Source organism: Delftia sp. 60, from assembly GCF_002754395.1.
GTDB classification, from domain to species: Bacteria; Pseudomonadota; Gammaproteobacteria; order Burkholderiales; family Burkholderiaceae_C; genus Comamonas; species Comamonas acidovorans.
On the sequence record NZ_PEFD01000001.1, the window covers coordinates 4,867,810 to 4,892,652 of the forward strand.

Genomic DNA, 24,843 nt, shown 5'->3' on the forward strand with positions numbered 1-24,843 from the left:
ACGGTCGGGGCTGCATGCATAATTTGAGAGTTACGTTTACGTCAACGTCAGATAACCAAGGAGACATTCCATGCAGATCAAGGACCGGGTATTCATCGTCACGGGCGGCGCCTCCGGACTGGGCGAAGGCACGGCGCGCATGCTGGCGGCCGAGGGCGGCAAGGTGGTGATTGCCGACATGCAGGCGGACAAGGGCGAGGCCGTGGCGCGCGAGATCGGCGGCGTCTTCGTCAAATGTGACGTGAGCCAGGAAGCCGATGGCCAGGCCGTGGTGGACAAGGCCGTGAGCCTGGGCAAGCTGGCAGGCCTGGTCAACTGCGCAGGCATTGCGCCGGCCGAGAAGACCGTGGGCAAGAACGGCGCACACAACCTGGCGCTGTTTTCCAAGACCATCACGGTCAACCTGATCGGCAGCTTCAACATGATCCGCCTGGCCGCCACCGCCATGTCGGCCAACGAGCCCGAGAGCACGGGCGAGCGCGGCGTGCTGATCTCCACGGCCAGCGTGGCGGCCTACGACGGCCAGATCGGCCAGGCGGCCTATGCGGCGTCCAAGGGCGGCGTGGTCGGCATGACGCTGCCCATTGCGCGCGACCTGGCGCGCAATGGCATCCGCAACATGACGATTGCCCCCGGCATCTTCGGCACGCCCATGCTGTTCGGCATGCCGCAGGAAGTGCAGGACGCGCTGGCCGCCGGCGTGCCCTTCCCCAGCCGCCTGGGCACGCCCCAGGACTATGCCAAGCTGGTGCGCCACATCCTGGAAAACGACATGCTCAATGGCGAGGTGATCCGGCTGGATGGGGCCATTCGTCTGGCGCCGAGGTGAAGCACCCCCTGAGCGGCTGCGCCGCTTCCCCCTCTCTACGCGCTTCGCGCGGGAGGGGGACGACACCCTAGCGGCGGGGCAGCGCGGCCGGCATAGGCCCTTGCTCGGTGTCCCTCGCGTTGGGCCGCGCCGTTCTTGGAGATACGCGCGTTGTCAGGCCATGGTGCGTGCAGGCTCTTTGGCCATCATCTCCAGCCCCTTGCGCAATGCAGGGAACAGGCTGTGCTGGAAGTTGTTCCAGCGCAGCTCAAGAATCGTGTCTTGGGGGTCGATGTCGGTGCCCAGCACGTCGGCGATGACTTCGCCGGAGTCGATGCCGTTGTCCACGTAGTGAAAGGATGCGCCGGTCTTGAACAGGGGCGGGACCGGGCGCTGTTCCATGGTCTTCCAGTCCACGATCTTGTAGCCCTGCGCGCCATGCAGCGCGTCCAGCGTGGCGCAGGCGCCCCGGCGTTCATAGGGTGACTCCAGCCGCGTGATGCCGGGATGGATGTTGGCAATCCTGCGGTGGAACAGGGCCCCGGGCCGCACAAGCTGGTCCAGGATGACGAGCAGGCCGTCCAGCACCACCCGCTCGGCACCCAGCTGCACCAGCCTGTCCTGCAGTTGCGCCTCGAACATCTGTTTGCCCGCGGCGCGCTGCGGATCGTTCAGCGGCAGGCGCCGGTAGGAAGACGGCACGGCCATGAGCAGGTCATTGACCCTGCGCCCCTGGATGCGCAGGTCCGGCGGATAGAACCAGCGACCGCCCGGCTGGTAGCTGAAGCCATAGTCGCCGATTTTTTCGCGGTCGCGCGGCGAGGCCTCGTCGTCGTCGTGGATCACGGCCTCCAGGCTGTAGATATCGCCCAGCGGGCTGGTGTCCAGCAACTCGCCCAGGTATTCGAGCGGCGATTTCATGTAGCGCGTTGCGCCCTTGTAGGCGATGTGCTGGCCGGCCTGGTCGGCGGCGGCGTTTCTCAGGGACCAGATGTAGACGAGTTTTGTCTTTGCCATGTTCGTGGATTCAGCAGGAATTCAGATGCCGGCCAGCGCGCCTTGACTGGCGGGACTGGCCGATGCAGCCGCCACCGGCTGCGCCTCGTCGTGCGGCTGGACCATGCGGCCGGCCTCCATGCGCACGATGCGGTCGGCCAGGTGGAAGTAGCGATCGTCATGGGAGATGACCACCAGCAGGTGGCCCCTGGCGCGCAGCTCGGGCAGCAGCTCGGTGTAGAACAGGTGGCGGAAGCTCGGGTCCTGGTCGGCCGCCCATTCGTCGAAGACCAGCACGGGCCGGCCCTCCAGATAGGCGTGGACCAGGGCCAGGCGCTTGCGCTGGCCGGTGGACAGGTCGATGGTGCTGAAGCTGCCGTTGCGCACGCTGACCTTGTGTGCGATCTCCAGCCGCTGCAGGTAGGGCAGCGCGGTCTCGGGCAGCGCGGCGGCCTGGCCCTCTTCGCCGCCGGCCACCAGGTCCTCGAACAGGTAGAAGTCCGAGAACACCGTGGTGAACAGTTGGCGGTAGTCGTCGCGCGCCAGGGCCGTGACCGGCTGGCCGTCATGCAAGATCTCGCCCTGCTGGGGCGCGTACAGGCCCAGCAGCAGCTTGATCAGCGTGGTCTTGCCCGAGCCGTTGTCACCCACCACAAACACCAGTTCGCCCTTGCCCAGCTTCAGGTCGATGGGGCCGATCTCGAAGGCCTTCCCGCCTTCGGGCGCATCGAAGGCATAGCGCACGCCCCGCAGCTCCAGGCCGTGGTCCAGGCGGACCTCGTCGGGCGGGCTGTCCAGGTGCAGGTGCGGCTCGGGGCTGGCAAAGCGCGCCGACAGGTCGGCAATGCGCTGCAGCGCCACCTTGGCACGGCCCAGGTTGGGCAGCGCGCCCGCGATCTGGTCCATGGGGCCCTTGAGGAACAGCAGCACCAGCACGAAGCCGCTGAGCACCACGGGCTCGGTGGTGCGCAGCGCGGCCCAGCCCAGGATGAGGGCGATCAACAGAAAGAACAGCGCCGAACCGAAGGCCGAGGCCAGTACATAGGTGTTGATGGCGCGGCTGTTGATGCGGCGGATGGCATCCACGGTAGAGCCAATCTGCCCGTCGAAGATGCGGCCCCGGCGCGCGCGGTGCATGCGCAGCTCCTTGGCGCCTTCGCTGATGGCGCGGTAGGCCTTGTGCAGCACTTCCTCGTGATCGCGCGCCTTCCAGAACCCCGCCACGCCGCGTGACTGCGCCAGCGCCTGCAGGCTCACGCCCAGCACCAGCGCCACCACCAGCATGGCAAACAGCGGCGGCGACAGCAGGGCCAGGTAGGCCAGGCAGCCCAGCGCAATGGCCAGGGCGATCACGTTGGAGGCCAGCACAAAGGCCACGTCGCTGATCATGTCCACGTCCTGCGTGAGCACGGGCATGAGGCGGTGCGTGCGGTAGCGCTCCAGCGCATCGATGGGCGCGGCCAGGATCTTGCTGGCCAGTTCCTTGCGCAGCTGCGCCACCAGGCGCTGCCCCACGAAATTGCCCGACATGTCGGACGTGGCCCGGCACACCAGCACGGTGGCACACAGGGCGATGAAGGTCAGCAGCAGCCCGCCCGCCAATCCCCCGGGGCGGTTGAGCACCTGGTTGATGGTCGCCAGCAGCGCCACCGTGGCCCCACCCGCGCAAATGCCCGTGACCACGGACAGCGCCATCCACGGCAGGAAAGGCCTGAGCAGGCGCAGTACCTCGGAGGGCGGTCGGCTGGCGTTTTCCATAAGGGATTCCTCTGGCGCCCGTGGGCGCATGACCTTGCAATGCCGGCGCGGCCCGGCGTTTCCTGGAGCGCGGCGCACGGCGAGCACTCCCTACTCCCTGCAAGACGTGCGTGCGCCAAAAATGTTCACCGCCCAGGCGATGAACAAATTCCGCCGCCCTGCGTCATCACGAAGAAGGGGCAGCGCGGGCGCCCTGCCCTGCACCGGCCCGCTTTGCCTTGTCTCCCGCACACCCGAAGGACGCCATGGCTCTCCACCCCGACCTGCAAGCATTTCTTGAACTCGCCAACGCCCAGGCATCCAGCCGCCCGCGCATGAGCCAGATGACGGCAGCGCAGGCGCGCGCCGCCTACGACAACGCCACGCTGGCGCTGGACCTGCCGGGCGACGATCTGCCCACCGAGGACCTGGATCTGCCCACGCGCGACGGCGCGCGCATCCGTGCCCGGCTCTACCGCGCAGCCCCTGAACACACAGCCGCGCCCTGCCTGCTGTTCTTTCACGGCGGCGGCTATGTGCTGGGCGGGCTCGAGTCGCATGACAGCCTGTGCCGCAGCCTGGCGCTGGGCACGCCCTGCAATGTGCTGGCCATCGACTACCGGCTGGCGCCAGAGCACCGCTTTCCCACCGCCTTCCTCGACGCACAGGACGCCCTGGCCTGGCTGCTGGCGCACGGCGGCCGCCATGGCCTGGACGCGCAGCGCCTGGCCATTGGCGGCGACAGCGTCGGGGGCACGCTGGCCACGGCCCTGTGCATCGCCGCGCGCGACGCGGGCATGCCCCAGCCCTTGCTGCAGCTGCTGCTCTACCCCTGCACGGCAGCGCAGCAGGACAGTGACTCGCATGCGCGTCTGGCCACCGGCCATCTGCTGGAAGGTGACACCCTGGCCTGGATGTTCGGCCAATACCTGCGCAGCGATGCGGACCGGCAGGACTGGCGCTTTGCCCCCCTGCAGGCATCCGACCTGGGCCGGCTGGCCCCCACGCTGATGGTGCTGGCCGAGTACGACCCGCTGATCGACGAAGGAAAGCGCTATGCCGAGCGGCTGCAGGCCGCTGGCGTGGCCGTGGACCTGCAGATCTACGCCGGCATGGTCCATGACTTTGCGCGGCTGGGCGCCCTCACCGAAGAGACCGAGGTGCTGCGCGACCGGCTCTGCAAGGCACTGGCCCATGCCTTCCAGGCGGCCCGCAGCCCGGCCCTGGCATGAACGGCCCTGGCATGAACATTTGCCGCGCCTGCGCGTCATCCCGGTCATGAGGCTGCCTTGTGTCCCTTGTGTCCCTTGTGTCCCTTGCGCCCCTTGTGCCTTTGCCCGAGCCCCGACCCGTGTCCCGCACGCGGGGCACTCCATCTGAAAGAGTCCACGTGCGTCCAGTCGAAGCCACCGCTACACCGTCACCAGACGCCTCCGGCGCCAGCTACCTTGCCCATGCAGGCGCCGAGACGATCAGCGTCTTCGGCGATGGACAGCGGCTGCGCCTGGAGCGTTCGGGGTCCGTGGATGCCGGCAGGCCCGGCAAGCACAGTCTCTGGAACCTGTCGCCCACGGCCGCGCCAGGCCTGATGCAGCTGCAATGGCTGGGCCCCTGCTCGGGCATGCCCGAAGCGGATGAACTGCTGGCCGCGCTGCAGGCTGGCTTTGGCCTGCATCCCGATGCGCAAGCCATCGAGCTGTCCCTGCCCCGGCTGCCGCCCGGCCTGCGCGACAGCATTGCCACAGTGCAGCCGGGCCAGGCCCCGTGCGTGGCAAGAAGCGTGCTGTGGCAGCAGCCCCTGTGGCTGCCCCGCCCGCGCCCACCCTATGCGCTGCACTACACGATCAGCGAAGGCCGGCGCCACCCCGTGCGCCTGCACAAGCCGCGCGGCGAGGTCTACCGCCGCTTCATCCCCTGGCTGGGCCGCACGCTGAGCTTTCGCACTGTGGAGCCCGAGGCCGACCTGCCCCTCATCCACCGCTGGATGAACGACCCGGTCGTCGCGCATTTCTGGGAGGAAAGCGGCGACCTCGCCCACCACCGCGCCTACCTGCAGCGCATGGCCGGCGACCCGCATGCGCTTGGCCTCATCGGCTGCTTCGACGGCGAGCCCTTCGGCTACTTCGAGGCCTACTGGGCCAAGGAAGACCGCATCGCCCCCTTCTATGACGCGGGCGACCATGACCGGGGCTGGCATGCGCTGGTGGGTGAGGCGCGGTTTCGCGGCCAGCCCTACCTGACGGCCTGGCTGCCCTCGCTGTCGCACTACCTCTTTCTGGACGACTGCCGCACGCAGCGCATCGTCGTGGAGCCGCGCGCCAACAACCGCAAGATGCGCAAAAGCCTGCCGCGCTGCGGCTATGCGCTGGTCAAGGAATTCGACTTCCCGCACAAGCGCGCCGTGCTGGGAGTCCTGCTCAGGGAACGCTTTTTCGCAGACGCCTTGTGGATACCGCAGACCGACGCAGCCGCGCCGGACGCACTGGACGCATCGACCCAATGAAAGGACCTTCCATGCAAACCCACCCGCTGATCGGCATCGGCTTCGGCCCCTCCAACATTGCCCTGGCCATCGCCCTCAAGGAGCGCGAAACCGCCGCGCGGGCCATGCACCCCGTCTTCATCGAAAAGCAGCCGCGCTTCGCCTGGCATAAGGACATGCTGCTGGAGCAGGCCCACATGCAGGTGTCCTTCCTCAAGGACCTGGCCACGCTGCGCAACCCCACCAGCCGCTTCACCTTCATCAACTACCTGCACGAGAAGGGCCGGCTGCAGGACTTCATCAACCTCAAGACCTTCTTTCCCAGCCGCCACGAGTTCAACGACTACCTGGCCTGGGCCGCCTCCAAGTTCGAGGACCGCTGCGTCTACGGCCAGGAAGTCATCGAGGTGCTGCCTGAAAAACGCGACGGCAAGGTGGAACTGCTGCGCGTGCGCTCGCGCGATGCGGCCGGCAACGTGCATGAGCGCCTGGGCCAGAACCTGGTCATGAGCATCGGCGGCACGCCCAGCATTCCCGAGCAGTTCAAGCCCCTGCGCGGCGATGCGCGCGTCTTCCACTCCAGCGCCTACCTGCGCAGCATTGCCGAGCATGCCAGGCCGCTGCGCATCGCCGTGGTCGGTGCGGGCCAAAGCGCCGCCGAAATCTTCATGGACCTGCACGGCCGCTACGCCACGGCCGAGATCGACCTGGTCATGCGCGCCCGCTCCATCCGCCCCTCGGACGACAGCCCCTTCGTCAACGAAATCTTCAACGCCGACTTCGTGGACCATGTCTACAGCCGCCCGCACGACGAGCGCGGCGCCCTGCTGCGCGAGTTCTGGCACACCAACTACGCCTGTCCCGACCTGGAACTGATCGAGAGCATCTTCAAGGTGTTCTATGAACAGAAGGTCGTCGGCGACACGCGCCACCGCTTCCTGCGCCGCCACGAGGTGCAGGACGTGCGGGCGGCCGGCGACGGCATCCACCTGGGCCTGCGCGATCTCAACAGCGGCATCGACCATGCATCGCGCTACGACGTGGTGGTGCTGGCCACCGGCTATGCGCGCGAGCACCACAAGACCCTGCTGGACCCGCTGGCCCCCTACCTGGGCGACTTCTCCGTGAGCCGCGACTACCAGGTGCACACCACGCCGGACTTTCGCCCCGCCATCTTCCTGCAGGGCGCCTGCGAGGGCTCCCACGGCCTCAGCGACACCCTGCTGTCCGTCACTTCGGTGCGCACCGGCGAAATCGGTGAAGCCCTGCTGGCAGCGCAAGCCCAAAGACCCGATGTTGCGCGCACAGAACAGCTGGCGCTGCAGGATTGAAAGATCGCACAGGGCATGATGGCGCAGGGATCTCCCATGCCATAATTTGAATGCAAACCATTTGCATTTGAATTCGAATCACCTGCGCCGCTGAATCCCATACCCGCTGCTGCACCGCCCCGGCCCTGGCCGGGGTTGCAGCATCTGGTAGGCCCTTCTCTGTACGGACCCAGGGGTTCCAACCCATCGCCCTTGCGGAAAGGCAGGTATCCGGATGCGTGACCTGATCCAGGAACTCGTGGCTCACTATGGCGATCTGCGCCGCCAGCTCACGCGCGATCTCCGAGATCCGCACTATGCGGCCGACATCGCGCAATCGAGCTTCGAGCGGGTCTATGTGCACGCCCTGGGCCTGCGCAGCGGCAAGAAGGCCGAAACCCTGCCTGACGCCGGCATCGAATCCCCACGCGCCCTGCTGTTTCGCGTGGCACGCAATCTGTGCATCGACGATGCGCGCAAGCGCAAGACCGCCCAGGAATGGACGCGCCAGCAACTGGTGGTGCAGCACAGTGCGCCCTCCAGCGAAACCCTGGCCGCCCAGCGCCAGATCCTGAACCGCGTCGTCCAGGCGCTGGAAGGCCTGCCGCCTCGCCGGCGCGAAGTCTTCATCCTCTTTCGCGCCCACGGCTACACGCGTGCAGAAATCTCCGAGCAGCTCAACATCACCGAAATGGCCGTCGCCAAGCACATGGTGCGCGCCACGCTGGACTGCTCGCGCGTGCTGGCCCAGCTGCGCTCCGAACTGATCGAGGACCATGCGCTGGGCAGCGCCATGGATTTCGACAACAGTACACTGACCGACGACGCATCCTGACTCCCCCTTTCCATGGCAAGTGCACCTAGCGAGCGCATGGTCGAGCATGCGCTGACGCTGATCGTTCAAAGCGAAATCGCTCCCGACCCGGTGGCCGACCAGGCCCGCCTGACCCTGGGCGAATGGCGCGGGAAATCAGCCCGGCACGATGCCGCCGCACGCGAGGCGCACCTGCGCTGGAACCTGCTGGGCGGCATGTCCGGCGGCCTGCGCGAGCAGTTCCAGGAAACCGCCCTGCTGGCCGACCGGGCCTCGCGCTCCACCCAGACCGTCCGGCGCCGCAAGCTGCTGCTGTCCTTCGCCGGGCTGCTGGGCACAGGCGCGCTGGCGGGCCGGGGCGCCTACTGGTACTGGCAGCAGCCCATACACACCTCGGCCTACGCCACGCGCAACTCGCAAATCCTCAAGATCACTCTGGCCGACGGCAAGCTGCCGCTGCAGGCCAGCCTGGTGGAACTGGCGCCCCAAAGCGCCATTGCCGTGACGCTCTACCGCCAGCGCCGCAGCGTGTCCATGGCCCGGGGCGAAGTGCGATTCGACGTGGCCCCCGATCCCGACCGGCCCTTCGAGGTCATCACGCGCGAGGCGCGCATCGAGGTCGTGGGCACGGTCTTCACCGTGCGCGACCGCGGCGGCCCCGTCACCGTGGGCGTGGAGCATGGCCATGTCAGGGTCCGGGTGCTGGGCAGGGATGCGCAGGATGCGACGGGCCCGGCGGCGGCAACGCTGGACCTGCTGCCCGGCCAGATCGTGGACATCCGCAACGGTCAGGCCGAGGCCGTGCGCCAGGCCGATGCCGCCACGCTGTCCGCCTGGCGCGAGGGCTGGCTGGTCTTCGAGAACACCCCACTGGCAGAGGCCCTGGCCACGGTCAACGCCTACCGCACCCAGCCCATCGAAGCCGCCGATGCGCGCGTGGCCGCGCTGCGCCTGACCGGGCGCTTTCGCGCCAATGACTCGGCCGGCCTGCTGGCCGTGCTGCCATCCATCCTGCCGCTGAGGGTGCGCCCGCAGGCCGGTGGCGGCGTGCAGCTGCAGGCGCTCTGAAAGCATTCCAGGCAGGCATTCGGGCGCCTGCCAGTGCAAAAAAATTGCAACAGACTGTCTTCGTTTCGGCGGCCCATACGTCTTCGCAGTGCGGCATGTGGCAACCGGGAAAGAACGGGAGCCCGCGCCTCTTCAGGAATAGCTCTCATTCAATGCACCCGGAACACCATCAACCATGCGTTCTCTGCCCAGACAGCATCTGCTGAGCGCCGCGCTCGCCGCGGCCTTCGGCACCACCACCCTCTGCGCTCTTCCCGCTGCCGCGCAACCCGCCGCCCAGGCTCCTTCACAGGCCTTCGACATCCATGTGCCCGCACAGCCGCTGGCAACGGCACTCAACGAGCTTTCCCGGCAGACCCAGACCCAGGTGTTTGCAGCCGGGAACCTGGTGTCCGGGCTGAATTCCCGCGCCGTTTCCGGCAAGCTCAGCGTGGAGCAGGCCTTGAGGGACATGCTGGCAGGCTCATCCCTGGAAGCATCCAGGACGGCCAATGGAGGCTTCGCCATCCGGCGCTTGGTGAGCGGCAGCACCACGCTGCCTGTGGTCAATGTGCTGGCTGCGCACGAGGGCGAAAGCCCGACGGGCCCCTTGCAAGGCTATGTGGCCAAACGCAGCGCCACGGGCACCAAGACGGATACGCCCCTGATCGAAACGCCGCAGTCCATCTCCATCGTCGGCGCCGAGGAAATCGAGGTGCTCAAGTCGCAGAACCTGCAGGACGCGCTCGGTTACGTGGCCGGCGTCAGCCGCTCCGAAGGCCTGGACAGGACTTCGGACACGCTGATCGTGCGGGGCTTCCAGCTCGACGGCAACGGCAACCAGTACCGCGACGGCACCAAGTACACCGTCAACATCTTCAACGGCCAGCAGGAGCCCTACGGCCTGGAGCGCATCGAGCTGCTCAAGGGCGCCGCATCGGTGCTCTACGGTTCTGCCGCGCCCGGCGGCATCATCAACACGGTGAGCAAGCGCCCGACGTCCACCCCCCTGCACGAGCTCAATGTCGAAGTCGGCAGCTTCAGCCGCAAGCAGGTTTCCGGCGACTTCGGCGGCCCGCTGGACAAGGACGGTGAATGGTCCTATCGGCTGACCTTCCTCAAGCGCGACAGCAATTCCTTCGTGGACTACACGCCCGACGACCGGCTCTTCATCGCGCCGGCGCTCAAGTGGCAGCCCAATGCAGCGACCTCGCTGACCATCCTGGCCGATTACCAGAAGGACAGTTCGGCCTATGTTTACGGCCTGCCCGAGGAAGGGACCATCCTGCCCAACATCAACGGGCGGTTACCCCGTAACCTGTTCGTTGGAGAGCCAGGCTACGACAAGTTCGAACTGAACCGCTTCTCCATCGGCTATCTGTTCGAGCACGCCTTCAACGACAGAGTCAAGCTGAGGAACAGCCTGCGCTACATGAAGGCAGACAACGAATACGCGTCCATCTGGATCTCCGGCCTGGCAGCCGACCAGCGCACCACGGCATACAGGGGGGTGGCACCGCGGTGGGACCGCTCCTCCGCCGTGGTCTCCGATACCTCGCTCGAATACCAGGCCGAGACTGGCAGCGTGCGGCACACCATGCTGGTGGGCTTCGATTATTCGGCACCCCGCCACGAAAGCGAGCGCTACACGCGCACCATCGACAACATCGATCTCTACAACCCTGTCTATGGAAGCCCCATGGGCACCGAGATCACACAGAACCCGTATTCCTGGAAGAGCACGGCCAAACGCATGGGCCTCTATGCCCAGGATCAGATGAAGATCAACGACAAGTGGGTGGTCCTAGTGGGCGGACGCTATGACTCCGTCCGCTACGACGAGAGCAGCTTCTTCACCGGCGCGAAATCCGTGGACAACGAGAAGGACCACGCCTTCACGGGCCGTGCCGGCCTGGTCTACCTGGCCGATAACGGCTGGGCTCCTTTCCTGAGCTATAGCGAATCCTTCGAACCGACCTCGGGCCGGGACCGCCTGGGCTCGCGCTTCAAGCCGACCACGGGCCAGCAGTATGAGGCCGGCGTGCGCTACCAGCCCAAGGGCTCCAATACGATGATCTCGGCCGCCGTCTACCAGCTGACGCGCCAGAACGTGCTCGTCGCCGATCCGCAAGATCCCACCCTGACCTACAGCATCCAGCAGGGAGAGGTCCGCTCGCGCGGCTTCGAGCTGGAGGCCCGCACCGCCGTGGGCCGCAATGCCAACCTCATCCTGGCCTATGCCTACACGGAGGCAGCCACCATCAAGGCAAGTCCCCTGCAGCCCGAACAGGAAGGCCTGCGCTCCCCGGGCGTGCCCTACAACCAGCTTTCGATCTGGGGCGACTACAACTTCGGCAGCCTCGGCCTGCCGGGCCTGAAGATAGGCGCAGGCATGCGCTACGTGGGCAGCACGCGCAGCCAGACCAACAACCCCGTGCCCGCCTTCACGCTGTTCGACGCCATGGTCAGCTACACCACGGGCCCCTGGAGGCTTGCGCTGAACGTCAACAACCTCACCGACAAGACCTACATAGGCAACTGCACCTACGGCTGCTTCTACGGCGAACCGCGCAGGGTCATCGGTACGGCAACCTATCGCTGGTAGAACGGACTGCCGCGAGGCCGGCCCTGCAGGATGCGCCCGCAGGCCGGCGGTGCCGTGCAGCTGCAGACTCCCTGAACGGCGCCTTCGGCGCCTGCAAAAACCAAAAGACCACGGCCGGATCGCTGCGGCCGTGGCCCATGCCTGGTGGCGGACTGCCACCGGGAGGTGGCCGTACCCATGACCCTGCGCGGCTCGCCGCAGAAGCAGTCGTGCGTGCAGCCGCAAGCATAGGTCTTGTCCGCCAGATTGGTCGGATTCAAGGCCAGGCGCCACGGGGATTCAAAGACCTGGCCAACGCTCTGCCCGGACGATTGAGCGGCAGCCAGGGGAGGCCACAGCGAGCCCGGCGGCCCCGCAGCAGCCCCTTGGCGCAGCGACCCACGCCAAGGGGCTGCGCCGGATCATCCGGGCTCGAACTCGCAGGCCAGCAGTTCGAGCAACTGCGCAAGCAGGCCGGCATCCCGCAGCATGGAGAAATGGTCTGCCTCGATCTCCGTGCCCGGGACATCGTCCTGCCGCAGTTGCTGCTGCAACCTGGTGCGGTCGCTGGCATTGCGGCCCTCGCTCCACCACAGCTGCGCCGCGCCAGCCACCGGCCTGAGCCTCTCGGTCTGCAATGACAGGCGCTTCAGATGTAGCGCCGTCATGAAGGTCTGGGCCAGATCGGCCCCCTCCATGGGTACGCTGCCTTCGGCCAGCTGTGCGCCTGCTCGGGCCGCAGCGCGTCCCAGAGGACCCGCCAGAAGGTCGGCGCTGGGCTGGGAGATGGTGTGGACCTCGGCCACATCATCGATATCTGCATGGGGAAGCAGATGGCCCACAAAGGCCAGGAAATCCGGCCACCAGTCATCGGACGAGGTCTGCCCGGCCTCGGGAACGAAGGGATCGACCAGTCCCAGCAGTCCCAGCGTCTGGGCCTGGGCCTCCAGCCGGGATGCCATCAAGGCCACAAGGCTGCCGCCCAATGACCATCCCAGCAGGTGGTAGGGCCCGCTGGGCTGAACGGCGCGGACCATGCGGCAGTAGTCATCGGCCATCTGTTCCAGCGAATGGTCCAGGTGGTCTGGCGCAGACAGACTGCGGCAGGCGATCGCATACACGGTCCGCACGCCGTTGAGCGCCCTGGCCAGCGGCTGGTAGTCGAAGATGGTTCCAAAGCCCGCATGGATGCAGAAAAGCGGTGGCACCCCCTCGCATACGGCATTGAGAGCGATCAGGCCTGCAGCGCGTGTCTTCCGGTCGGTGCCCAGATCCAGCAGGCCGGCGATCGTGGGCCGTTGCAACAGATCGCGCAGCTTGAAATCCAGCCGCCGGTTGCCGAGCTTGCGCACCTTGGCGTGCATCTTCAGGCTGAGCAGCGAATCACCGCCCAGTTCGAAGAAGTTGTCGGTCTCGCCCACCCGGTCCACGCCCAGCACCTCCTGCCATACCTTGGCCAACGCACGGGCCTCGTCCGTCGAGGGCGGCACGAAAGCTCTCGCACCATCGGCCGCGGGCAAGGGCAGCGCATGGCGGTCCAGCTTGCCGCTGACAAGACGAGGCAGGGCGGGCAGCGGCACGCAATGCGCCGGCACCATGTAGTCCGGCAGGCGCTCGGAAAGCTGCTGGCGTATGCGCTGACCTGCACGGTTGTCCGCTGCCAGGCCGTCCAGCACCAGATAGGCCACCAGTTGACGGCCCGAGGCAGCCTCCTGCACAACCACGGCGGCATCGGCAACGCCGGCCAGCGCGCGCACGGCCTTCTCCACCTCGCCGAGTTCGATGCGGAAGCCCCGGATCTTGACCTGATGGTCGGCACGGCCTATGTACTCGATATTGCCGTCATCCATCCAGCGCACCAGGTCGCCGGTCCGGTACAGGCGCCCGCCCTGCGCATCGAACGGATTGGCGATGAACCGCTCGGCGGTCAGTGCACTGCGCCCGAGATAGCCGCGCGCCAGACCGTAGCCTCCGATATACAGCTCGCCCACCCTGCCGGCCGGCAACAACTGCATGTCCTCGTCCAGCACGTAGACGGAACGTTCGCCCACGGGCCTGCCTATGGGTGCATAGGCGCACTCGAAGCGTTGATCGCCGCCAGTGCGCCAGATCAACGGCGTCACCACCGTTTCCGTAGGTCCATAGCCGTTGATCAGCCAGCGCGGCCGCAGATGGGTGGACACCTTGTCGTAGGCTGCCTTGGGCATGGCCTCTCCGCCAAAGACATAGAGTTCTACCTCGGGAACATCGTCGCGCGGCGCGGCCCAATCGGCGATCTCGCCAAGGTAGGCAGGCGGGAAGGCCGCCGTGGTCACGCCATGGCGTTGCAGCGCCTGATAGGACTGCTCGGCCGTCCAGAGTTCGCCGTCCCTCAGCACCAGGCTGGCTCCCACGCACAGGGGCGTCAGCCAGCGCTCATGGGCACCGTCGAACGAGAAGGACATGAAGTGCAGCTCGCAGGATGCAGGCGTCATTCCATAGATTTGCGCCGTGGCCAGGCAGTGCATGGCCAGCGGGCCGTGGGATACCGCCACGCCCTTGGGAAGCCCGGTGGAGCCCGACGTATAGATCACATAGGCAAGATGGTCGGCGCCACAGCGCGGCGCGAGGCCGCCCGCCTCCAGCCGGCCGTAGGGCACGTCTTCCATGCGCAGCGTCGGAACTTGTAGCGCGGCCAGCCGGGGCAGCACGCTGCTCTGGCTGATCAGAAGCATGGCCTCACTGTCCTGGAGCATGAAGGCCAGCCGGTCGGAGGGATAGGCGATATCGAGCGGCACATAGGCACCACCGGCCTTGAGCACGGCCAGCAAGGCAACCACCATGTCCATGGAGCGCTCCAGCGCCACCCCGACCACCTTGTCGGGCCCCACCCCCAGCTCCACCAGATGGCGTGCCAGGCGATTGGCCTGGGCGTCGAGCTGTGCATAGCTCATGTGCGCATCGCCCATCCTCAAGGCGATGGCCTCGGGCCGCGCGCTCGCCTGCTGCGCGATCAGCGCATGCACCGTGCTGCGCGGCCCCGGGGGAGCCTGCGACTCGGAGCGGCCCAATGCCAGCATGCCGGCCTGCTGCGAAGCGCCCAGCCACCCCAGCTGCCCCAGGGGCTGGTCCGCATCCAGAACCAACAATTGGTGCAGCAAATGCTCGACCAGCTGCCGCATGTCCGCCACACGGGCCTCGTCGAAGGACTGGCGCGCGTAGCAGTACTCGATTTCCAGCACCTCACCCACGGTGACCTGCAAATCCATGGCGTAGCCGGTCAGGCCGCTGCCGGCCACGGCACCGAATTCCAGCCCGAACTGGTCCAGGCGCTTCATGGTCTGGTCCATCGGATGATTCTCGAAAACGATGATGCTGTCGAACAGGGGCCTGCCCGCAGATCCTGCCCAGCGCTGTATGTCGGCCAATGCCGAGTGCTCGAATTCCCGCGCCCTGAGATTGCCGGACTGCACCGCGCGCAGGTACTCGCCGATGGACAGCCCAGCGCGCACCGATACGGCGATCGGAATGGTGTTGATGAACAGGCCCAGCATCTGCTCGGCGCCCTCCAGGCTTGCAGGCCTGCCGGCCACCGTGGCGCCGAAGACGACCTGCCGGCTGCCGGCCTGCCGCTGCAACACCAGCGACCAGACGGCCTGCACCAGGGTGTTCATGGTCACGCGCTCGCGCTGGGCCAGGCCAACGAGGGCGGCTGTCCGCTGCGCATCCAGCCGCGTGAAAAGCTTGGCATAGCCGTCGGTGCCGGTGCGCTGCTGGGGGTCGGCCAGCAGAACCGGCCCCTCAAGCCCGGCCAGCTCCCCTTGCCAGAAGGCCTTGGCAGCCTCGGCATCCTGCCGCTGCAGCCAGCGCAGGAAGTCCCCGTAGGCGGGAGGCTGGGCGGGCAGTTGCTCGCCCGCATAGCTCTGCAGCCATTCCCCCCAGAGCCGGGAATCGCTCCAGCCGTCCGTGAGGATGTGGTGCTGTGTCCACAGCAGCCGGAAGCCCGTGTCCGAGATGCGGATCAGGTGGATGCGGACCAGCGGCGGAGCCATCCAGTCGGTCTCCCTGCGCAACTCCTCCCTGCCCAGGCGGTCCGCGCGCTCGACCGCATCATCAAGCCCACGCCAGTCATGCTGCACGAACTTTGCCGTTGCCTGGCGCAGCACCACCTGCAGCGGTCGCTGCATGCCAGCCTGCCAGACAAAGGCCGTGCGCAGCATGGCGTGGCGCTGCACCATGGCCGACCAGGCGCGGGCCAGGCGCTCGGCATCGACCCCGGACAGGTCCACCCCGAGCTGATTGACATACAGACCGGTTCCCGGCGCCTCCATGGCATGGAAGAACATGCCTTCCTGCGTCGGAGTGAGCGGATACACATCCTCCACGTCTTCCTGGGCGAACGGCAGGCCCGCCAGGGCCTGGGCATCGAAAAAGTCCACCAGGCGGCCACGCTGCCCGTCCGACGGGGTCCCCGCCACCGCCGCGCGCTGGTCCGCAGGTTCTGCCACCGCCGCGAGTTCGGCCACCGTCTGCCGCTCGAACAATTGCCGGGGCGTGATGCGCCAGCCGGCACGGTACGTCCGACTCACGATCTGCAGGCTCAGGATGGAATCGCCACCCAGCATGAAGAAGTTGTCGCTGCGCCCCACACGATCCAGCTCCAGCACCTCTTCCCAGATGCCTGCCAGCATCGCCTCCACATCGCCCTGCGGCGCCTCGTAGGCCTGCGCACCCGCCAGCTCGGGCTCGGGCAAGGTCTTGCGGTCCACCTTGCCATTGGCCGTCAACGGCAGGGCTTCGAGCACGACGATGGCCGAAGGCACCATGTAGTCGGGCAGCGCCTGGCCCAGCCGGTCCTTGAGCCAACCGTCTTCGGCTGGCGAATTCAGCGAAACATAGGCCACCAGCCGCGCCCCGCCCGGCCCCTGGCTGGCCAGCACGACGGCCTCACGCACCTCCGGCTGCGCCAGCAGCTGGGCCTGCACTTCGCCCAGCTCGATGCGGAAGCCTCGGATCTTGACCTGCTGGTCGGCCCGGCCCAGGTATTCGAGCTCGCCCTGCGAGTTCCAGCGCACCAGGTCACCTGTGCGGTACAGCCTGCTGCCATCGTCCGTGAAGGGGTTGGCGATGAAGCGCTCCGCGCTCAGCCCGGCACGGTTCAGGTAGCCGCGTGCCAGCCCTTCGCCCGCCACGAACAGCTCTCCGGCCACGCCCTGCGGCAGCAGGTCCAGGCCGCCATCGAGCACATACAGGCCCAGGTCGGGAATCGCCACTCCGACGGGGCTGCGTCCTCCTTGAAGGTCAGTCTTGGTGATCTCCCGGTACGTCACATGCACCGTGGTCTCGGTGATGCCGTACATGTTGATGAGTCGGGGGCTTTCGTCCCCGAAGCGATCGAACCACGGCCTCAGGCTCTCGGGCTCCAGCGCCTCGCCGCCGAAGATCACCTTGCGCAGCGCCAAGCCGGAGCCGCCCTCCTCATCCTGCTCCACCGCATGGACCAGTTGGCCAAACGCCGAAGGCGTCTGGTTGAGCACCGTGACGCGCTCGGCACGCAACAGCGCCAGGAAGTCCTGGGGCGAGCGGCTGACCCAGTACGGCACCACCACCAGGCGCCCGCCCGTGCACAGCGCGCCAAAGATCTCCCAGACCGAGAAGTCGAAGGCGTAGGAGTGGAACAGCGTCCAGACATCGTCAGGCCCAAAGCCGAACCAGGCATCGGTGGCGTCCAGCAACCGTGCCACGTTGCGGTGGCTCAGTTGCGCGCCCTTGGGGCGGCCCGTGGAGCCCGAGGTGTAGATCACATAGGCCAGGCTGTCGACCGACACCTGCACCTGCGGATCGGCATCCGATTCGGCCGACAGGTCCAGCGTGTCGACCTCCAGAATCTGCAAGCGGTCTGCGCTCGGAATGCGCGTACGCACAGCAGCCTGCGTCAGCACCAGGGCAATGCCGCTGTCCTCCACCATGTGCGCCAGACGGTCGGCCGGGTAGTCCGGGTCCAGCGGCACATAGGCGCCACCGGCCTTGAGGATGGCCAGCAGGCCCACGACCATCTCCACCGAGCGCTGCATGGCAATGCCCACACGCGACTCGGGCCGTACGCCCAGGGCGATCAGGCGGTGGGCCAGGCGGTTGGCCTGGGCGTTGAGTTCGCCATAGCTGAGGCTTTGTGCTTCGAATACCAGGGCCTTCGCCCCAGGCCGCAGACGCGCCTGTTCTTCGATCGCGTGCTGCAGCGGCACGGCATGCGCAAGGCATGGCTGCCTGCTGCCGCAGCGCTCAAGCGCCGTCCGCTCCGTCTCACCCAGAATCTGCAGCGCCCCTGCATTGCTGTGTGGAGCCCGCTCCAGCGCCCCGACGACCGCCTGTATGGCGGCCCCCATGTAGCTGCACAGCCGCTGGGCACCAATGGACTCGCTGGCCTGCATCACGATGCCGAAGCCCTCGCCCAGATCATCGATCGATACCGTTACCGGGTAGTTGGTGCGTTCCTCACCACCCAGGACCGTGAGGCCTTCCCAGGTTCTGGCGGCAGTGTCCACGTCCTGCGCCGCGCTGTAGCGATAGTTGAGCAGGGTGGAGAACAGCGGCGTACCACCCTCCAGCGCACTGCAGCGCTGCGCCAGCGACAGCGTCGCGTGCTCATGGTGCATCAGCCCCGACAAACCCTCATGCGTCTGGCGCAGGCACTCCTGCACACTGCTCTCTCCCAGCCGTACGCGCAGCGGCAAGGTGTTGATGAACATGCCCAGCGCACGCTCCACCCCCTCGCCCCCCTGCATGCGCCCGAACAGCACCGTGCCGAACACCACATCGTCCCTGCCCGTGGTCCGGCCCAGCACCAGCGACCAGGCCAGATGGAACAGGCTGGCCGCGCTCACGCCCTGGCGCTGCGCTGCAAGGCGCACGGCGCGTGCCAGCCCCGCATCCAGCACATGGCGCGCCTCCTGCACCCCGCTGCCGTCGCCCTGCACGTCCAGCAGGCCGAAAGGCGCCGTGGGCTCATCCACATCGCCCAGCATGGCGCGAAAGAACTCTTCGTGCTCCCTGGCGCTCACCCCCAGCCGTGCCTGCGCCACGAAGCGCCTGAACGGCAGCGGCTGGGGCAGCGCATGCGCGCGCCCCTGGCGGATCAGACCAATCTCCTCGACGATGCGCTCCAGCGTCGTGTGGTCCAGCACCAGATGGTGGGTCAGCAGCTGCAGCAGCCAGCGGCCCTGCGGCGCATCCTGCGCCGCCACGGCGCGGATCATCGGTGCCTTGCGCACTTCGATGCGCTGCACGCGCGGGTCCAGCCGCTCGTGCAACTGCGCCGCTGCATCGGCGCCAGCCTGCACCTCCACCCATTCAGCAACCACCTGCGCCTTGCGCCAGACCACCTGCACAGGCTCGGCCAGCCCTTCCCACAGCACGGCCGTGCGCAGGATGTCGTGCCTTGCGATCACCTGGTTGAGGCTGTCCACAAAGCCTTGCAGCCGCTCGCGCGTATCGAAGCTCAGCAGGTTGGGCGTGGCGTAGGCATCGCCCTGCTGGTGCAGCATGTGGTGGAAAAGAATGCCTTCCTGCAGCGGTGCCAGCGGGTAGATGTCCTGGATGTTGGCTGCACCACCGGGCACGGCTGCGGCGATCCGTGCAATCTCCTGGGCGTCCAGCGCCACCAGGGTCAGCATGGCCGGGGTGATGGCCGTGCAGTCTTCGGGAATGCCGTTGGGCGGCACCTGCACCTCGGGTCGAGCATCGGCCTGTTCGCCACCAAGGGCCTGCGCAAAGTCGGCCAGCCTGGGCTGAAGGAACAGGCTGCGCACCTGGGCCGCCAGCCCCCTGGCGCGCATGCGTTCGAGCAGCTTCAGGGCCAGCAACGAATGACCACCCAGCTCGAAGAAACTGTCATGGCGTCCCACGCGCTCCACGCCCAGCACCTCGGCCCAGATGCGCGCCAGCGCCTCTTCCAGTTCGCCCTGCGGCGCCTCGTATTCCTGTGCCCCTGCCAGCTCGGGCTCGGGCAAGGCCTTGCGGTCCACCTTGCCATTGGCCGTCAACGGCAGGGCATCGAGCACCACGATGGCCGAAGGCACCATGTAATCAGGCAGCCCCTGACCCAGCCGCTCCTTGAGCAGCCCGTCTTCGACTTCCTCGTTCAACGAGACATAGGCCACCAGCCGCGCCCCGCCCGGCCCCTGGCTGGCCAGCACGACGGCCTCACGCACCTCCGGCTGCGCCAGCAGCTGGGCCTGCACTTCGCCCAGCTCGATGCGGAAACCCCGGATCTTGACCTGCTGATCGACCCGGCCCAGGTATTCCAGCTCGCCCTGCACATTCCAGCGCACCAGGTCGCCTGTGCGGTACAGGCGCTCGCCGTACTCCGTGAAGGGATTGGCGATGAAGCGCTCGGCGCTCAGGCCTGCACGGTTCAGATAACCGCGCGCCAGCCCCTCACCCGCCACGAACAGCTCCCCGGCCACGCCCTGCGGCAGCAGGTTCAGGCTGCCATCGAGCACATACAGGCCCAGGTCCGGAATCGCCACTCCGACGGGGCTGCGTCCTCCTTGAAGGTCAGTCTTGGTGATCTCCCGGTACGTCACATGCACCGTGGTCTCGGTGATGCCGTACATGTTGATGAGTCGGGGGCTTTCGTCCCCGAAGCGATCGAACCACGGCCTCAGGCTTTCGGGCTCCAGCGCCTCGCCGCCGAAGATCACATTGCGCAGCGCCAAGCCGGAGCCGCCCTCCTCATCCTGCTCCACCGCATGGACCAGTTGGCCAAACGCCGAAGGCGTCTGGTTGAGCACCGTGACGCGCTCGGCACGCAGCAAGGCCAGGAAGTCCTGGGGCGAGCGGCTGACCCAGTACGGCACCACCACGAGCCGGCCACCCGTGCACAGCGCGCCAAAGATCTCCCAGACCGAGAAGTCGAAGGCGTAGGAATGGAACAGCGTCCAGACATCGTCCGGGCCGAAGCCGAACCAGGCCTCGGTGGCGTCCAGCAGCCGCGCCACGTTGCGGTGGCTCAGCTGCGCGCCCTTGGGGCGGCCCGTGGAGCCCGAGGTGTAGATCACGTAGGCCAGGCTGTCGACCGACACCTGCACCTGCGGATCGGCATCCGATTCGGCCGACAGGTCCAGCGTGTCGACCTCCAGAATCTGCAAGCGGTCTGCGCTCGGAATGCGCGTACGCACTGCAGCCTGCGTCAGCACCAGGGCAATGCCGCTGTCCTCCACCATGTGCGCCAGACGGTCGGCCGGGTAGTCCGGGTCCAGCGGCACATAGGCGCCGCCGGCCTTGAGGATGGCCAGCAGGCCGACCACCATCTCCACCGAGCGCGACATGGCAATGCCCACGCGCGACTCGGGCAGTACGCCCAGGGTGATCAGACGGTGGGCCAGGCGGTTGGCCTGGGCGTTGAGTTCGCCATAGCTGAGGCTTTGTGCTCCGCAACCCAGAGCGGGCGCATGGGCCTGCCGGCGCGCATGCTGCTCGATGCGGCAGTGCAGGGGATGGCTGGCGGGGAAATGCCCTGATGCCTGGCCGCTGCCCAGCAACTGCTGCGTTTGCGCGACGCCCAGTACGTCCAGCCGGCCCAGAACGGCCTGCGCATTCTGCTCCAGCGCCCCAACGATGCTTTCGATGGCCGCGCCCATATAGCCGCACAGCCGCTGGGCACCAATGGACTCGCTGGCCTGCATCACGATACCGAAGCCCTCGCCCAGATCATCGATCGATACTGTTACCGGGTAGTTGGTGCGTTCCTCACCACCCAGGACCGTGAGGCCTTCCCAGGTTCTGGCGGCAGTGTCCACGTCCTGCGCCGCGCTGTAGCGATAGTTGAGCAGGGTGGAGAACAGCGGCGTGCCTCCCTCCAGCGCACTGCAGCGCTGCGCCAGCGACAGCGTCGCGTGCTCATGGTGCATCAGCCCCGACAAACCCTCATGCGTCTGGCGCAGGCACTCCTGCACGCTGCGCTCTCCCAGCCGTACGCGCAGCGGCAAGGTGTTGATGAACATGCCCAGCGCACGCTCCACCCCTTCACCGCCCTGCATGCGCCCGAACAGCACCGTGCCGAACACCACGTCGTCCCTGCCCGTGGTCCGGCCCAGCACCAGCGACCAGGCCAGATGGAACAGGCTGGCCGCGCTCACGCCCTGGCGCTGCGCTGCAAGGCGCACGGCGCGTGCCAGCCCCGCATCCAGCACATGGCGCGCCTCCTGCACCCCGCTGCCGTCACCCTGCACGTCCAGCAGGCCGAAAGGCGCCGTGGGCTCATCCACATCGCCCAGCATGGCGCGAAAGAACTCTTCGTGCTCCCTGGCGCTCACCCCCAGCCGTGCCTGCGCCACGAAGCGCCTGAACGGCAGCGGCCGGGGCAGCGCGTGCGCGCGCCCCTGGCGGATCAGACCAATCTCCTCGACGATGCGCTCCAGCGTCGTGTGGTCCAGCACCAGATGGTGGGTCAGCAGCTGCAACAGCCAGCGGCCCTGCGGCGCATCCTGCGCCGCCACGGCGCGGATCATCGGTGCCTTGCGCACTTCGATGCGCTGCACGCGCGGGTCCAGCCGCTCGTGCAACTGCGCCGCTGCATCGGCGCCAGCCACCACATCCACCCATTCGGTCTGGACCTGCGCATGGCGCCAGACCACCTGCACAGGCTCGGCCAATCCCTCCCACAGCACGGCCGTGCGCAGGATGTCGTGCCTTGCGATCACCTGGTTGAGGCTGTCCACGAAGCCTTGCAGCCGCTCGCGCGTATCGAAGCTCAGCAGGTTGGGCGTGGCATAGGCATCGCCCTGCTGGTGCAGCATGTGGTGGAAAAGAATGCCTTCCTGCAGCGGTGCCAGCGGGTAGATGTCCTGGATGTTGGCTGCACCACCGGGCACGGCTGCGGCGATCCGTGCAATCTCCTGGGCGTCCAGCGCCACCAGGGTCAGCATGGCCGGGGTGATGGCCGTGCAGTCTTCGGGAATGCCGTTGGGCGGCACCTGCACCTCGGGTCGAGCATCGGCCTGTTCGCCACCAAGGGCCTGCGCAAAGTCGGCCAGCCTGGGCTGAAGGAACAGGCTGCGCACCTGGGCCGCCAGCCCCCTGGCGCGCATGCGTTCGAGCAGCTTCAGGGCCAGCAACGAATGACCACCCAGCTCGAAGAAACTGTCATGGCGTCCCACGCGCTCCACGCCCAGCACCTCGGCCCAGATGCAGGCCAGCATCTCTTCCAGCTCACCTTGCGGCGCCTCGTATTGCTGGGTACTTGCCATTTCCGGTTCAGGCAAGGCCTTGCGGTCCACCTTGCCGTTGGGTGTCAGCGGAAACGCATCCAGCACCACGATGGCGGAAGGCAGCATGTAGTCGGGCAGCACGGCGGCCAGAGCCTGGCGCAGCTCGGCCGCCAGGCCTTCCCCAGCCTGCGGCGCGGCCACGTAGGCCAGCAGCCGCGTGCCGCCCGCGCCCTGGGCGGCGACCACGACGGCCTCGCGCACTCCGGGCCGGGCCAGCAGTTGGGCCTCGACTTCGCCCAGCTCGATGCGCAGGCCGCGCACCTTGATCTGGTGGTCCAGCCGGCCCAGGTATTCGATCTGGCCCTGCGCATTCCAGCGCACCAGATCCCCCGTGCGGTACAGCCGACCCTTGCCGCTGCCATCGAAGGGATGGGCCACGAAGCGCTCGGCCGTCAGCCCCGGCCGGTTCAGGTAGCCGCGCGCGAGCGCCATGCCACCCAGGTACAGTTCGCCCGCCACGCCCTGGGGCACGGGCGCCATGTCGGCATCCAGCACCCAGGCTTCGGTGGCGCTGATGGGCCGGCCAATGGGCACCAGGCTGAGGCCGTCGTCACGGCAGGTCCACTGCGTCACGTGGATGGCGGCCTCCGTGGGCCCATAGAGGTTTTGCAGGCTCACGCCGCGCAGGCGCCGCAAGGCCTCGCTCTGGGTGGCCGCGGGCATGGCCTCGCCACCGCAGATGACGTAGCGCAGCCGTGTCTGCTCCTCTATGCCCTCGTATGCCAGAAAGGCCTGCAGCATCGAGGGCACGAAGTTCAGCGTCGTGATCTGGTGACGGCGGATCAGCGCGATGATGCGTGCAGGCTCGCGCTGGTCGCCGGGTCCTGCCAGCACCAGCTTCACGCCTACGGTCAGGGGCCAGAAGATTTCCCAGACCGAGACATCGAAGCCGAACGGCGCCTTGTGCAGCACGGCATCCCCGGCGCCTATCGCATAGCGCTGCTGCATCCAGGCCATGCAATTGCTCAGTGCGGCATGCCGGTTCGCGGCACCCTTGGGCCGCCCCGTCGAGCCCGAGGTGTAGATCAAGTAAGCCAGGTTTTCGCCATCGACCGGCACCTGGGGATCGTGCTCGGGCCCGGCTGCGGCCGTCTCGGGCTCGATGTCCAGCAGTTGCAGGCCCGCATCCTCGGGCAGCAGCCCGCGCCCCGGCCCCTGGCAGAGCACCAGGCGTGCGCCGCTGTCGGCAAGCATGTAGGCCAGCCGGTCTCGCGGATAGTCGGTATCCAGGGGCACATAGGTGCCGCCGGCCTTGAGCACGGCCAGCAGGGCCACGATCATGGCCACCGAGCGTTCGGCCGCGATGGCGACACGGGTCTCGGGGTGCACGCCCAGCGCGATCAGGCGGTGGGCGAGACGGTTGGCACGCCGGTTGAGTTCGGCATAGCCCAAAACCTCATCGCCGAAAGCCAGGGCCGGCGCCTCAGGCCGGCGCCGAGCGCAGGCCTCGAAACGGCGGTGCACGGGCTGTCCGTCCCCGGCCACCTCGGCATCGCGCCCCCAGGCTTCAAGTTCCCGGCGCTCCGGCTCGCCCGGCAGGACGATATCGCCCAACACCTGGTCGGGATGATCGGCCAGGGCCTGCAAAATGGCCTGCAAATGCCCGGCCATGCGCGCAATGGTCGCCGCCTCGAACAGGCCCGCAGCGTAGCTGATCTCCAGCAGCACGCCGCCGTCGGCATCTTCCGTGCTGTTGAGCGTGAGTTCGAATTGCGCGCTGCGCCCCTCCTGGGCACAGGGCTCCAGCGTGAGGCCGCCCAGCCGTCCTCCCCGCCGAGGGCTGATCGCTGGTGGTTGTGCATCACCTGGAACAGGG

The 24,843-nt window shown here is 67.4% G+C and carries 10 protein-coding genes; 7 read left to right on the top strand and 3 right to left on the bottom strand.

The window, feature by feature from the left end; translation table 11 throughout:
- The first annotated feature begins 70 nt into the window (after nucleotides 1–70).
- Nucleotides 71–829, top strand: a complete 759-nt coding sequence (locus CLV01_RS22100; RefSeq protein ID WP_099733197.1) for a 3-hydroxyacyl-CoA dehydrogenase — start codon at nucleotides 71–73, stop codon at nucleotides 827–829.
- A gap of 153 nt (nucleotides 830–982) precedes the next feature.
- Here the strand turns inward: CLV01_RS22100 and CLV01_RS22105 are convergent, their stop codons facing one another.
- The gene (locus CLV01_RS22105) at nucleotides 983–1,825 is read right to left on the bottom strand and encodes a N(5)-hydroxyornithine transformylase PvdF (protein WP_099733196.1); all 843 of its coding nucleotides are present in this window, start codon (nucleotides 1,823–1,825) and stop codon (nucleotides 983–985) included.
- A 21-nt stretch (nucleotides 1,826–1,846) separates the two neighbouring features.
- The gene (locus tag CLV01_RS22110) at nucleotides 1,847–3,562 is read right to left on the bottom strand and encodes a cyclic peptide export ABC transporter (protein ID WP_099733195.1); all 1,716 of its coding nucleotides are present in this window, start codon (nucleotides 3,560–3,562) and stop codon (nucleotides 1,847–1,849) included.
- Nucleotides 3,563–3,807: 245 nt separating this feature from the next.
- Between CLV01_RS22110 and CLV01_RS22115 the strand changes: the two genes are divergently transcribed.
- The 6 genes from CLV01_RS22115 (at nucleotide 3,808) to CLV01_RS22140 (ending at nucleotide 11,799) form a co-directional block, all read left to right on the top strand.
- The gene (locus tag CLV01_RS22115) at nucleotides 3,808–4,773 is read left to right on the top strand and encodes an alpha/beta hydrolase (RefSeq protein WP_063325840.1); all 966 of its coding nucleotides are present in this window, start codon (nucleotides 3,808–3,810) and stop codon (nucleotides 4,771–4,773) included.
- Between the two features lie 158 nt (nucleotides 4,774–4,931).
- Nucleotides 4,932–6,044, top strand: coding sequence for a GNAT family N-acetyltransferase (locus CLV01_RS22120; protein WP_099733194.1), 1,113 nt, complete (start codon nucleotides 4,932–4,934; stop codon nucleotides 6,042–6,044).
- A gap of 11 nt (nucleotides 6,045–6,055) precedes the next feature.
- Nucleotides 6,056–7,354, top strand: a complete 1,299-nt coding sequence (locus CLV01_RS22125) for a lysine N(6)-hydroxylase/L-ornithine N(5)-oxygenase family protein (RefSeq protein WP_099733193.1) — start codon at nucleotides 6,056–6,058, stop codon at nucleotides 7,352–7,354.
- Between the two features lie 214 nt (nucleotides 7,355–7,568).
- Entirely contained in the window at nucleotides 7,569–8,168 is a 600-nt protein-coding gene (locus CLV01_RS22130; RefSeq protein WP_099733192.1) for an RNA polymerase sigma factor, read from the top strand.
- A gap of 12 nt (nucleotides 8,169–8,180) precedes the next feature.
- A complete protein-coding gene (locus tag CLV01_RS22135) occupies nucleotides 8,181–9,215 on the top strand; it encodes a FecR family protein (RefSeq protein WP_099733191.1) in 1,035 nt (344 codons plus the stop codon).
- 175 nt (nucleotides 9,216–9,390) lie between these two features.
- Nucleotides 9,391–11,799 (top strand): TonB-dependent siderophore receptor, encoded by a 2,409-nt coding sequence (locus tag CLV01_RS22140; RefSeq protein ID WP_099733190.1) that lies wholly within the window; start codon nucleotides 9,391–9,393, stop codon nucleotides 11,797–11,799.
- Between the two features lie 401 nt (nucleotides 11,800–12,200).
- On the opposite strand, the gene CLV01_RS29735 is transcribed toward CLV01_RS22140, so the two are convergent.
- Complete coding sequence (locus tag CLV01_RS29735) at nucleotides 12,201–24,812, bottom strand: non-ribosomal peptide synthetase (protein WP_306563462.1); 12,612 nt, start codon at nucleotides 24,810–24,812, stop codon at nucleotides 12,201–12,203.
- Nucleotides 24,813–24,843 lie beyond the last annotated feature (31 nt).